This is a genomic window from Neisseria sp. HMSC075C10 (assembly GCF_001815615.1).
In the GTDB taxonomy this organism is placed as follows: domain Bacteria; phylum Pseudomonadota; class Gammaproteobacteria; order Burkholderiales; family Neisseriaceae; genus Neisseria; species Neisseria subflava_A.
This window is the reverse complement of record NZ_KV821248.1, coordinates 101,173-114,343: the sequence shown is the minus strand read 5'-3', so window position 1 is coordinate 114,343 and position 13,171 is coordinate 101,173. Positions and strand designations below refer to the sequence as shown.

The following is a 13,171-nucleotide window of genomic DNA, read 5'->3' as shown; positions in this document are numbered from 1 at the left end:
GCCCGACAACCTGCTATAATCCCATCTTTATTTTTTCCAACGTTTTCAAGCGAAAAACAGAATGACCATGCAAGAACATTACCAACCCGCCGCCATCGAGCCTGCGGCGCAGAAAAAATGGGACGACGAGCGTATTTTCAACGTCTCCGAAGACGCTTCCAAACCCAAATACTACTGCCTGTCCATGTTCCCCTACCCCAGCGGCAAGCTGCACATGGGGCATGTACGCAACTACACCATCGGCGACGTATTGAGCCGCTTCAAACGCTTAAACGGCTTCAACGTCATGCAGCCTATGGGTTGGGACGCGTTCGGCATGCCGGCGGAAAATGCGGCGATGAAAAACAACGTCGCCCCCGCCGCATGGACCTACGACAACATCGAATACATGAAAACCCAGCTCAAAAGCCTGGGTTTTGCGATTGACTGGGAGCGCGAAGTCGCCACCTGCAAACCCGAATACTACCGCTGGGAACAATGGCTGTTTACCAAGCTGTTTGAAAAAGGCATCGTCTATCGCAAAAACGGCACGGTAAACTGGGACCCGGTCGACCAAACCGTCCTTGCCAACGAGCAAGTCATCGACGGACGCGGCTGGCGTTCGGGCGCGTTGATCGAAAAACGCGAAATCCCGATGTATTACTTCAAAATCACGGATTACGCCGAAGAGCTGCTCAACGATTTGGACAAGCTGGAACACTGGCCGGAACAAGTTAAAACCATGCAGCGTAACTGGATCGGCAAATCACGCGGTATGACCGTGCGCTTCGCCGTTTCAGACGACAGCAAACAAGGCTTGGAAGGCGATTACGCGAAATTCCTGCAAGTTTATACCACCCGCCCCGACACGCTGATGGGTGCGACTTATGTTGCCGTTGCCGCCGAGCATCCGCTGGCAACCGCCGCAGCCGCCAACAAACCCGAATTGCAGGCATTTATCGCCGAATGCAAAGCCGGCTCGGTTGCCGAAGCCGACATGGCGACGATGGAGAAAAAAGGCGTGCCGACCGGCCGCTACGTCGTCAACCCGCTTAACGGCGACAAACTGGAAGTGTGGATTGCCAACTATGTATTATGGGGCTACGGCGACGGCGCGGTGATGGCTGTTCCGGCACACGACGAACGCGATTTCGAGTTCGCCACCAAATACAATCTGCCTAAAAAACAAGTCATTGCCGTCGGCGACAACGCATTCGACGCAAACCAATGGCAAGAATGGTACGGCGACAAAGAAAACGGCGTATTGGTCAACAGCGGCGACTTGGACGGCATGAATTTTCAGACGGCCTTTGACGCCATCGCCGCCAAGCTGCAAAGTCAAGACGCAGGCAAACCAAAAACCCAATACCGCCTGCGCGACTGGGGTATTTCGCGCCAACGCTACTGGGGCTGCCCGATTCCTATCGTCCATTGCGAAAAATGCGGCGACGTCCCCGTCCCTGCCGACCAACTGCCCGTCGTCCTGCCTGAAAACGTCGTACCCGACGGCATGGGTTCGCCTTTGGCAAAAATGCCCGAATTTTACGAAACCACCTGCCCATGCTGCGGCGGCGCGGCGAAACGCGAAACCGACACAATGGACACTTTCATGGAATCGAGCTGGTATTTCTTCCGCTACATGTCGCCCAAGTTCGCAGAAGGCATGGTATCGACTGAAGCCGCAAAATACTGGGGCGCGGTCGACCAATACATCGGCGGTATCGAACACGCGATTCTGCACCTCCTGTACGCGCGTTTCTTCACCAAACTGATGCGCGACGAAGGATTGGTCAATGTTGACGAACCATTTGAACGCCTGCTGACGCAAGGCATGGTCGTTTGCGAAACCTACTACCGCGAAAACGACAAAGGCGGCAAAGACTGGATCAACCCTGCCGATGTCGAGCTGACGTTCGACGACAAAGGCCGCCCCGTTTCCGCCGTCCTCAAAGCCGACGGCCTGCCCGTCGTCATCAGTGGCACGGAAAAAATGTCCAAGTCCAAAAACAACGGCGTCGATCCGCAAGAACTGATTAACGCCTACGGTGCGGACACCGCCCGCCTGTTCATGATGTTCGCCGCACCGCCCGAACAGTCTCTCGAATGGAGCGACAGCGGCGTCGAAGGTGCACACCGCTTCCTACGTCGTCTGTGGCGTACCGTTTACGAATACCTGAAACAAGGCGAAGCAGTCAAAGCGTTCGCAGGCAGCCAAGACGGTTTGTCTAAAGAACTCAAAGACCTGCGCCACAAACTGCATTCCACTATCGCCAAAGTCAGCGACGACTACGACCGCCGCCAGCAGTTCAACACCGCCATCGCCGCCGTGATGGAACTGCTCAACCAATACGACAAAACCGACACCGGCAGCGAACAAGGCCGCGCCGTCGCACAAGAAGTATTGGAAGCCGCCGTACGCCTGCTGTGGCCGATTGTTCCACACATCTGCGAAACCCTGTGGAGCGAATTGAACGGCGTGAAACTGTGGGAAGCAGGCTGGCCGACAGTCGACGAAGCCGCCTTGGTCAAATCCGAAATCGAAGTGATGGTTCAAGTCAACGGCAAACTGCGCGGCAAAATCACCGTCGCCGCCGACGCATCCAAAGCCGACCTCGAAGCCGCCGCCCTTGCCAACGAAGGCGCAGTGAAATTCATGGAAGGCAAGCCTGCGAAGAAAATCATCGTCGTTCCCGGACGCTTGGTAAATATCGTCGTCTAAACCGATTTTAAGGTTTAGCCATACGGATAAAGGCCGTCTGAAACTTGGTTTTCAGACGGCCTTTTATTTTGGCTTTCAAGCCCAATCGTTATTTCATTTAAACGTAAGGTTTTCAATTAAATCAAAATCATAAAGATATTTTTTGAACCATCGTATTCAAATGAAAACCTTAGCTTTGATAAAGACAAGGTTTAGCCGGATAAAGAAAGGCCGTCTGAAACCCTGTATTCAGGTTTCAGACGGCCTTTTTAACTGCCCGATTTTATTCGCCGTAATAGGCTTTGGTCAGGATTTCTTCCATATCGGCCACCATGGCGAGGCGTGGGTTGGCCGGGGTGCATTGGTCTTCAAAAGACATCATGGCCAGCTCTTTTCTGCCGTCGAGGAAGGTTTTCTCATCGATGCCCTGCTCTTTAAACGACATTTTGATGCCGACGTTGACTGCCAGCTCATGGCAGGCGCGGGCGAAGGATTCGACGCCCTCTGCTGGTGTGCTGCATGGCAGGCCTAAAGTACGGGCGATTTCCTGATATTTCAGGTCGGCTTTGTAGTAGTTGTACTTCGGCCAAGTGGCGGTTTTCTGCGGACGCGTGCCGTTGTAGCGGATGACGTGCGGCAGCAGGATAGCGTTGGCACGACCGTGTGGAACGTGATATTTGCCGCCGATTTTGTGTGCCATCGAGTGGTTGATGCCCAAGAACGCATTGGCAAACGCCATGCCTGCGATGGTGGAGGCATTGTGCATATGCTCACGCGCTTCAGGATCAGCCGCACCGTGTTTGTAGGAGCGTTCGAGGTATTGGAACACGAGCTTAATGGCTTGCAGGGCGAGGCCGTCTGTAAAGTCGTTCGCCAGTACGGAAACATATGCTTCTACGGCGTGGGTCAATACGTCCAAACCGGTATCGGCGGTTACGCCGGCGGGAACGGTCATGGTAAACGCAGGGTCGACAATCGAAATGGTCGGTGTCAGCGAGTAGTCGGCAATCGGATATTTTTTGTCGCCGTCGCTGATGACGGTAAACGGCGTGACTTCGGAGCCGGTGCCCGATGTGGTAGGGATGCCGATGAATTTGGCTTTGCGGCCCAATTCAGGGAAGCGGAAGGCGCGTTTGCGGATGTCCATGAATTTTTGCACCAAATCTTCAAAATCGACTTGGGGTTGTTCGTAGAAGAGCCACATGGCTTTGGCCGCGTCCATTGGCGAACCGCCACCCAGCGCGATGATGGTGTCCGGCTGGAAGCTGCGCATCAAATCCGTGCCTTTATAGACGGTTTGGACGCTCGGATCGGCTTCGACATCGGTAAACAGCTGGATGGTCACTTTGTTTTTGCGTTGATGCAGTTGGTTGGTGATTTTATCGACAAAGCCCAGATCGACCATCGAACGGTCAGTCACAATCATGACTTTTTCACAGTCTTTCATGTCTTGCAGATATTGGATGGAATCGCGTTCAAAATAGATTTTGGCGGGCACTTTGAACCATTGCATGTTGTTTCTCCGACGGCCTACTTTTTTGATGTTTAACAGATTGACCGCACTGACGTTGCCGCCGACGGCGTTTTTACCGTAAGAGCCGCAACCGAGGGTCAGAGAAGGCAGGAAGGCGTTGTACACGTCGCCGATGCCGCCGAAGGTGGAAGGCGAATTCCAAATCACGCGCAGGGCTTTGACGCGTGAGCCGAACGTTTTGACCAATTCTTCGTCGGCGGTATGGATGGCGGCGGAATGTCCCAAGCCGTCAAAGGCAACCATTTCTTCGGCAAACTTCAAACCTTGTTCGGTCGAATCCGCCTTAATCATGGCCAAAACAGGCGAAAGTTTTTCGCGGGTCAGCGGCTCATTCGGGCCGACTTCGCGGCATTCGGCGATGATGATGTTGGTTTTTTCAGGTACTTTAAACCCAGCCTGCTCGGCAATCCATGCCGCCGGTTTGCCCACTACCGCAGAATTGAGTTTCGCACCGCCGCAGCTGGCGCAATTCGCCGTTACGCCGAAGATAAACTCTTCGAGCATGGCTTTTTCTTTTTTGTTGGCAAAGTACACGCCGTAAGATTTGAATTCTTCGGCCAACTCTTTGTAAATCTCTTTATCGGCAATCACCGCTTGCTCGCTGGCGCACACCATGCCGTTGTCAAAAGATTTCGACATCACAATATCGTGTGCCACCTGTTTGATGTCCGCCGTTTTTTCAACATAAGCAGGTACGTTGCCCGCCCCGACGCCGAGCGCAGGTTTGCCACAAGAATACGCGGCTTCCACCATCGCATTGCCGCCGGTCGCCAAAATCGTTGCCACGCCCGGATGCTTCATCAGCGCGGAAGTGCCTTCCATAGACGGCTTTTCAATCCACTGGATACAGTTTTCCGGCGCACCGGCCGCAATCGCCGCATCGCGCACAATACGCGCTGCATGGGCGGAACACTGCTGGGCGGACGGGTGGAACGAGAAAATAATCGGATTGCGGGTTTTCAGCGCAATGAGGGATTTGAAAATGGTGGTGGAAGTCGGATTGGTTGTCGGCACAATACCGCAAACCACGCCGACCGGATCGGCAATTTCAGTAATACCGGTTACATCGTTTTCGCTGATGACGCCCACGGTTTTCAAATCACGCAGGCGGCGCACAACGTTTTCGCAGGCAAACAGGTTTTTCGTCGCCTTATCCTCGAACACGCCGCGTCCTGTTTCTTCCACCGCGTGCATGGCGAGTACACCATGTTTGTCCAGCGCGGCAATGGAGGCTTTGGCAACAATAAAGTCAATCTGCTCCTGATCCAACTTAAGAAACTCGTCCAATGCCCGTAAACCCTTGTCAACCAGGCTGTTTACCTCGGCTACGGCTGGGCTGACGACGTTGTCGGCTGATGCGTTCATGGTGTATCTCCTTAATAAAAGGTGGCAATAAGATCAATAAATTTTCACTACGATAACTATAGGTAATTTAGTTACATTTTGCTTTGACCTACATCACAAACCATGATTGAACTTTTCAGACGGCCATTTTATCGTTTATTCATTTTAATTCTTTGACGTATAATATTTTTATCTACACAAAAACAAAGACGGTTATTCTTCGTCGCTTTCCTCGATAATTAAGATAAAAACAGAAAATCTATGTATTAAAATTACAAACATAAATGAAAAAGGCCGTCTGAAAATATTTTTCAGACGGCCTTTTTTGCTTTGCCGTTTATTGGCTAATGTCTTCCAGCGTACGGCCTTTGGTTTCTTCACCCAATACCAAGATTACCGCCACAATCAGCAGCATAACCAGCGCAAACATCATAAAGATATTGCCGAAGCCGCCGCTGTTGCCAACCATCGCCGCCACCACCATGGGCGCGAGTATGCCGCCGACGCGGCCGATGGCGCCTGCCCAGCCGGATGCGAAGGCACGGAAGCGCAAAGGGTAGAGTTCGGGGGTGTAGGTGTACAAAACGCCCCATGCGCCCAAGTTGAAGAAGGACATCAGGCTGCCCCAGATCATGACTTCGGCCGCAGTTGTGCTTTGCCCGAAAAACCATGCGCACACGGCGCACGCAGCCAAAAAGCCTGCCAGCGTTGCTTTGCGGCCGATTCTCTCCACCAAAGCCGCGGCAGCTATATAGCCGGGCAGTTGCGCAACAATCATCACCAACACATATTCAAAGGTTTTGACCACGGTATTGCCCTGCTCAACCAGCAGTTTAGGCAACCAAGTAAAAATGCCGTAATACGAAAACACGATGCCGAACCAAACCAGCCACAGCATCAGCGTACGCCGTGCAAACGGATGTTGCCAAAGTTGGATGAAGCGGATGCGTTCGCGCGGGGCGGCCGGTGCGGCAACGGCTTCTGTCGGCGGCGTTATGCCCGATTGAATTTCCAACGCGGATACCAAATGGTGCGCTTCGTTGGTTTTGCCGCGGGAAAGCAGGTAAGGCACGGGTTCGGGAACAAATTTCAACACCAACGGCACATAAAACAGGGGCAAGGCGCCAAATAAAAACGCGCTGTGCCAGCCGGTTTGCGGAATAAAGAAATAAGACACCAGCGCGGCTGAGAGCCAGCCCAAACCCCAAAAGCTTTCCAGCAACACAATAAAACGGCCGCGTACTTTCGGCGGCGCATATTCGCTGACCAGCGACACGGCGACGGGCAGTTGGCCGCCCAAGCCGACGCCGACAAAAAAGCGGCACACCAGCAAAACCGTCAAATCAGGCGCAAGCGCACACAAACCTGTGGCAATGCTGTACACCACCATCGTGCCGGCAAAAACGGTTTTCCGTCCGAACCTATCCGCCAGCCAGCCGCTGAATACCGCACCCAAGGCCATGCCGACAAAAGCAATGCTGACAATCCAACCCAACTGCGCTGGAGCCAGCGCCCAATCTTTGCCCAAAGCCGGCAATACAAACGACACCAAGCCTGTATCCATGGCATCAAACAACCAACCTATGCCGACCAAGACCAGAAGTTTGTAATGAAAGTGGGAAGGCGGCAGATTGTGCAGCCGCGTCAGAATATCCATAGTTTCTTTCCTTTGTTTGTATGATTGAATTGGGTTTTAGCAATAAATGCTTTAATTTCAGTGACAAACCTGAAACCGAGACATTGTGTCGATTTTAACATTGGTACCATATGCAAAGAATAGGAAGCACGTGTTTTTTAGATATTTTTATCGCCAGAACCGTACGCCCTATTAAAACTCTGAATAAGGGTTCACGGCAGGCCGTCTGAAACCGATGGTCTGTTTTTCAGAAGGCCTGCCGTTTTTTGCAAAGGCTTCATGCTTGGGTTATGATGTTTATTTGTAATATGTAAACAGATGATTGCCTGTTTTTACATAACAGGCCGTCTGAAACAACGGAGAACGATATGAATGCGGTTGTAATTGCGGTCATCATCATGCTTGTGCTGTCTTTATCGCGCGTGCATGTGGTACTCAGCTTGGCTGTCGGCGCGTTTGTCGGCGGCTTGGTGGCCGGTATGCCTTTGGAGAATGTAACCAACGCGGCCGGCGATGTGGTGCAGCAAGGGATTATTCCTGTTTTTAACGAAGGTCTGAAAGGCGGGGCGCAAATCGCGCTGTCTTATGCCATGCTCGGCGCGTTTGCCATGGCCATCACGCATTCCGGTCTGCCGCAACAGCTCGCCGGCGTGATTATCCGCAAACTCAACGGCGGCGAAGGCAATGCGAAAGGCGAAGGCGCGGTCAAATGGCTGCTGCTGGCGATTATTTTGTGCATGGGTGTGATGAGCCAAAACGTTGTGCCGATTCATATTGCGTTTATCCCGATGATTATTCCGCCGCTGCTGTTGGTGTTCAACCGTTTGAAACTCGACCGCCGCTTGGTGGCCTGCGTAATTACGTTTGGCTTGGTAACGACTTATATGTTCCTGCCTTACGGTTTCGGCGCCATCTTCTTGAATGACATCATGTTGGGCAATATCCGCTCGGCAGGCATGGACACCAGCGGCATCAATGTAATGCACGCAATGGCGATTCCGGCTTTGGGCATGGTTTCCGGTTTACTGCTGGCCTTTTTGCACTATCGCAAACCGCGCATTTATCAAAACAATACCACTGACACGGAAGACAACCGTGCAGCAGTGCAACAACAAGAGCCTTCAACCTATCGCAGCTTGGTGGCGGCCGTGGCGATTGCCGTGTGTTTTGCCATTCAGCTTTTGTATGATGGTTCGCTAGTATTGGGCGCTATGTTGGGCTTTGCCGTGTTTATGATGCTGGGCGTGATGAACCGCTCCGCCGCCAGCGATGTGTTCGGCGAAGGCATCAAAATGATGGCGATGGTTGGCTTTATTATGATCGCGGCACAAGGTTTCGCCGCCGTCATGAACGCGACCGGCGAGATCCAGCCTTTGGTAGAACACAGCATGGCTTTGTTCGGCGGCAATAAAGGCATGGCCGCATTGACCATGTTATTCGTCGGCTTGCTGGTAACCATGGGCATCGGCTCGTCTTTCTCCACTTTGCCGATTATTACCGCGATTTATGTGCCTTTGTGCATTAGCTTGGGCTTCTCACCTATGGCGACCGTCGCCATCGTCGGCACAGCCGGTGCGCTGGGCGATGCGGGTTCCCCCGCTTCCGACTCAACGCTCGGCCCGACCATGGGTTTGAATGCCGACGGTCAACACGACCACATCCGCGATTCGGTTATCCCGACTTTTATCCACTACAATATCCCGCTGATGGCTGCCGGCTGGATTGCCGCGATGGTGCTGTAATTATGAGCGATATTCAGGAATTGGAACACCGCGTCACGGAGCTGGAAATTCAGACGGCCTTGCAGGAAGATTCAATCGGCAGTCTGAACGACACCATCGCCAAGATGCAACAGGCTTTGGATTTGCAACAAGGCCAGCTACGGCTTCTGTATCAACGGATGCAGGACAAAGGCGCAAACGGCGAACGCGAACCGTACAGCCTACGCGACGAGATTCCGCCGCATTATTGATTAGCTAAAAAAGGGCGTGTTTGATACATGCCCTTTTCTTTCATAACAAAGGCCGTCTGAAAGTCAATCAAGCTTTCAGACGGCCTTTTAAACAATCAAACCTTACAAACAAGCCAATTCGTTGGCCATTTGCTGCTCGACGGTTTCACGTTGGCGGATAAGTTTACATTCGCTGCCGTCAACCAATACTTCCGCCGCACGGTTGCGCGTGTTGTAGTTGCTCGCCATGCTTGAGCCATACGCACCGGCGCTGCGGATAAGCAGCAAATCCCCTTCTTCGCAGGCGATGGTGCGGTCTTTGCCGAGGAAGTCGCCGGTTTCGCAAATCGGGCCGACGATATTGGCCGTCAGAGGCTCAATGTCTTTGGTTTCGACCGCTTCGATGTGATGATAGGCATCATAAAGCGCCGGACGCATCAAATCGTTCATCGCCGCATCGACCATCACAAAGTTTTTCTCTTCGCCATGTTTGACAAATTCAACGCGCGTCAACAACGCACCTGCATTGCCGACCAAACTGCGGCCTGGCTCGAGAACCAATTTCAGATGGCGTGTACCCATCAGTTTTTGAACGGCTTGAGCATACGCGCCCAAATCAGGCACATTTTCGTCTTGATAAACAATGCCGACACCGCCGCCCAAGTCCAAGTGTTCCAACACAATGCCTTCGTCTGCCAGTTGGTCAACCAAGGCCAAAATACGTTCGCAGGCTTCGACAAGCGGGCTGAGGTCGGTCAGTTGCGAGCCGATATGGCAGTCGATACCGACGATTTTCAAATGGCTTTGTCGGGAAGCATGACGATAGGCCTCAAGCGCATCGGCATAGGCAATACCAAATTTGTTTGCTTTCAGGCCGGTGGAGATATAAGGATGGGTTTTGGCATCGACATCAGGATTGACGCGCAGGGAAACCGGAGCGACTTTACCCAAGCGCGCGGCAACTTTCTGAATACGGTCGATTTCGGGAATGCTTTCCATATTGAAGCATTTCACGCCTGCATTCAGCGCAAATTCAATTTCTGCCTCACTCTTGCCCACACCAGAAAAAATCGTTTTCGCCGCATCGCCGCCGGCCGCCAAAACACGCGCCAACTCGCCGCCGGACACAATGTCAAAACCGCTCCCCAAAGAAGCAAAGTGTTTGATGATGCTCAGGTTGCCATTCGCTTTAACCGCGTAGCAGACAAGCGGATTTAAAGCGGAAAACGCGGTTTGGTAGTTTTCAAATGCCTCGGTCAGCACAGATTTGCTGTACACATAAAGCGGCGTACCAAACTCTTCAGCAAGGTGTGTATAAGGTAGTTGTTCGCAGAATAAGGTCATGTTTGTGAAATCTTTTTTTAATCGTTGGTTTGAGTGGTCGGCTCTTTAGCCGTATCGAATTTCAAGCCGGTCTGAATCACGCCGAAGCGCGCCTTGTCGCCTTCTTTGGGCAGATAGAGGTCGCCTTTGTAGCCGCAGGCAGAAAGCAGCAGAACCGTTGCCGCTGCAAAAAATACGCCGTATTTCATCAGTAAAACTTTCTTCATCATTACGAATGTGGCAAGATTCGGTATCTTAAACAAAAACCACACAAAAAGCCATGATGACCGAAAGCGAATTCATCCGCATGAGCGAAGAATTGTTTGAACACATTGAAGACCAAATCGATGAAAACGGCTGGGATTTCGACTGCCAGTTTGCCGGAAACGTACTGACTATCGAAGCCGAAGACGGTACGCAAATCATCGTCAACCGCCACACGCCCAACCAAGAATTGTGGATTGCTGCCAAAAGCGGCGGCTACCATTTCGCCGAGCAAAACGGCAAATGGCTGGCAACGCGCGACAGCCGCGATTTCTACGACGTTTTAAACGAAGCACTGAGCGCGGCTTCGGGCGAAGCAGTTGAGATTGCGGAATTGTGATTCAGTCTTCAAATATCCCTAGCTAAAAATCTATTTACCTCAAAGGACACCCAAATGCCCCTACTAGACAGTTTCAAAGTCGACCACACCCGTATGCACGCCCCTGCCGTACGCGTGGCAAAAACCATGACCACGCCCAAAGGCGACACCATTACCGTGTTTGACCTGCGTTTCTGCATTCCCAACAAAGAAATCCTGCCTGAAAAAGGCATTCACACGCTGGAGCATCTGTTCGCAGGCTTTATGCGCGACCACTTAAACGGCAACGGTGTCGAAATCATCGACATTTCCCCGATGGGCTGTCGTACCGGTTTCTACATGAGCCTCATCGGTACGCCCGATGAGCAAAAAGTGGCCGATGCATGGCTCGCTTCAATGCAGGATGTTTTGACCGTTCAAGACCAAAGCAAAATCCCCGAACTGAACGAATACCAATGCGGTACTTACCTGATGCACTCGCTTGCCGAAGCACACGAAATCGCCCAAAACGTTTTGGCACGCAAAGTCGCCGTCAATAAAAACGAAGAGCTGACATTGGACGAAAGCCTGTTGAACGCTTAATACGCTATAACAGCAAAGGCCGTCTGAAACTCTATATAACAAGTTTCAGACGGCCTAAAACCTTTTATTCCAATTTTCAACCTTTCAGCCACAGTTTTACACCGCCTAAAAATAAGTTGGCGGATGCTGACAGTGTACATAGTATAATTACACTTTGAACAAACAACCTGATTCTATTGCCTTTATGAAACCGTTTTTCTGCAAAACCGCCATTGCCCTCAGCCTGACCCTCCCTGCCGCCGCCAACGCTGCCGAGTATGTCTGCAATGTTGAAGGCATCACCGTTTATACCTCACACCAGATCAACAATACCTGCCGCGTTACCGATTCGTACAGTCCAGTAGAAACAAATGTATTTCAAACAAACGCTGAGCAGCTAAATTTGAATTCGACTCTTACAGAGCAACAAACAGATCCGAAATTGGTTGGAACACAGAACATTTTCGATAAAACAGGAGTAACAAACCAAAAAACTACTAGATCAACGGCTGATCACTATGTTCCTGTTATAGAAACACAAACGGCAATAGCTCCTGTTGAAACCAAGCAATATCCCGTTAATACTTTCGCCATATTCAATACCACACCTGTTGTTCAAGTATACCCCTCTGCACCTATCGCTCAGGTACAAACTACCCCTCAGGAAAGTCATAGATCGGATAGCTTTTTCTCTCCTCATACTGAACAGATACCTACCCAAACTCTCACCGCCCCGAACGTGCACACTGACCAAGCTACCACCACCCAATTCCTGAATCATTCTCTAGATTTGGAGCCATTGGACAACAAGACAGCAAAAAGTACAACAGCCGAAGAACCGGCCAAAACTGAAGTTACACACACAGAACAAACTGTTTCCAAAACATCGATAAACCGCACAACCAATATTAAAAAAACAGTAACCAAACCACTTAACGCTGAAAACTCTTCTGCATCGTCCGACAAAACCAATATATTAACAGGATCTACAACCGAGATTTTCGCACTGACAGACTCGGTCAAGCCGACCGAACCCATACCAGCGGCAGCAACTCCAACGAAGCCTACCAAAACCCCATTGCCCAAAGCATATGGACCAACCACTGATGCACTCTTCAGCGATAAAGATGTCGATAACGACATCAAAATTCTGCTAAATGGTCCGATCGGTGGCGTTACCAATACTGCCGAAGCTGCTAATCCGCGTCTGAATATCCTCCTACGCAACAGCATACAGAAACGCCAGGCCAAGCAAAACAGCCAGCAAGACATCCGCCGCAAAGCACCAATTCGTACCATTCCTGCAACCATTGCTGCACCACAACCCAAACCTAAAGAAACACGTAAACAGGTATTACAAGGGGAAATTCGCAACGAACAGGCCGCCATTACCCGCCTTCAAACACAGCTGAATGCGGCCAAACAAAAAGGCGATCAAATTAAAATCCAACAACTGACCCGTACCATCAACGCCCGTAAAGCGAATATCCGCGCTATTCAAGGTGAGATGTCTCGTTGATTGATTTTTATACAAAAGGCCGTCTGAAAATATTTTCAGACGG

Annotated in this window: 10 protein-coding genes; 6 read left to right on the top strand and 4 right to left on the bottom strand. The window is 51.3% G+C overall.

The genetic code is table 11. The annotated features are described in order from the left end of the window. The first annotated feature begins 67 nt into the window (after nucleotides 1-67). Complete coding sequence (gene leuS, locus HMPREF3047_RS02560; RefSeq protein ID WP_070712106.1) at nucleotides 68-2,698, top strand: leucine--tRNA ligase; 2,631 nt, start codon at nucleotides 68-70, stop codon at nucleotides 2,696-2,698. Between the two features lie 262 nt (nucleotides 2,699-2,960). Here the strand turns inward: leuS and adhE are convergent, their stop codons facing one another. Then, a complete protein-coding gene (gene adhE / locus HMPREF3047_RS02555; protein WP_070712105.1) occupies nucleotides 2,961-5,576 on the bottom strand; it encodes a bifunctional acetaldehyde-CoA/alcohol dehydrogenase in 2,616 nt (871 codons plus the stop codon). Between the two features lie 316 nt (nucleotides 5,577-5,892). After that, on the bottom strand, nucleotides 5,893-7,212 hold the full coding sequence (locus tag HMPREF3047_RS02550) for an MFS transporter (RefSeq protein ID WP_070712104.1): 1,320 nt from the start codon (nucleotides 7,210-7,212) through the stop codon (nucleotides 5,893-5,895). Nucleotides 7,213-7,559: 347 nt separating this feature from the next. On the opposite strand from HMPREF3047_RS02550, the gene HMPREF3047_RS02545 reads away from it, so the two are divergent. Continuing rightward, nucleotides 7,560-8,933: a Na+/H+ antiporter family protein gene (locus HMPREF3047_RS02545; protein ID WP_070712103.1), complete on the top strand. Its 1,374-nt coding sequence runs from the start codon at nucleotides 7,560-7,562 to the stop codon at nucleotides 8,931-8,933. A 2-nt stretch (nucleotides 8,934-8,935) separates the two neighbouring features. Beyond that, the gene (locus HMPREF3047_RS02540) at nucleotides 8,936-9,163 is read left to right on the top strand and encodes a SlyX family protein (RefSeq protein WP_070585214.1); all 228 of its coding nucleotides are present in this window, start codon (nucleotides 8,936-8,938) and stop codon (nucleotides 9,161-9,163) included. 102 nt (nucleotides 9,164-9,265) lie between these two features. On the opposite strand, the gene lysA is transcribed toward HMPREF3047_RS02540, so the two are convergent. Both lysA and HMPREF3047_RS02530 read right to left on the bottom strand, forming a co-directional pair. Next, the gene (gene lysA, locus HMPREF3047_RS02535) at nucleotides 9,266-10,486 is read right to left on the bottom strand and encodes a diaminopimelate decarboxylase (RefSeq protein ID WP_070585216.1); all 1,221 of its coding nucleotides are present in this window, start codon (nucleotides 10,484-10,486) and stop codon (nucleotides 9,266-9,268) included. Nucleotides 10,487-10,503: 17 nt separating this feature from the next. After that, the gene (locus HMPREF3047_RS02530) at nucleotides 10,504-10,674 is read right to left on the bottom strand and encodes an LPS translocon maturation chaperone LptM (RefSeq protein WP_070585219.1); all 171 of its coding nucleotides are present in this window, start codon (nucleotides 10,672-10,674) and stop codon (nucleotides 10,504-10,506) included. 71 nt (nucleotides 10,675-10,745) lie between these two features. Between HMPREF3047_RS02530 and cyaY the strand changes: the two genes are divergently transcribed. From cyaY to HMPREF3047_RS02515, 3 genes are all read left to right on the top strand, one after another. Continuing rightward, on the top strand, nucleotides 10,746-11,069 hold the full coding sequence (gene cyaY / locus HMPREF3047_RS02525) for an iron donor protein CyaY (RefSeq protein WP_070585221.1): 324 nt from the start codon (nucleotides 10,746-10,748) through the stop codon (nucleotides 11,067-11,069). Between the two features lie 54 nt (nucleotides 11,070-11,123). After that, the gene (luxS, locus tag HMPREF3047_RS02520; RefSeq protein WP_004518928.1) at nucleotides 11,124-11,630 is read left to right on the top strand and encodes an S-ribosylhomocysteine lyase; all 507 of its coding nucleotides are present in this window, start codon (nucleotides 11,124-11,126) and stop codon (nucleotides 11,628-11,630) included. Nucleotides 11,631-11,784: 154 nt separating this feature from the next. Beyond that, nucleotides 11,785-13,128: a hypothetical protein gene (locus tag HMPREF3047_RS02515; RefSeq protein ID WP_234395495.1), complete on the top strand. Its 1,344-nt coding sequence runs from the start codon at nucleotides 11,785-11,787 to the stop codon at nucleotides 13,126-13,128. Nucleotides 13,129-13,171: the final 43 nt, after the last annotated feature.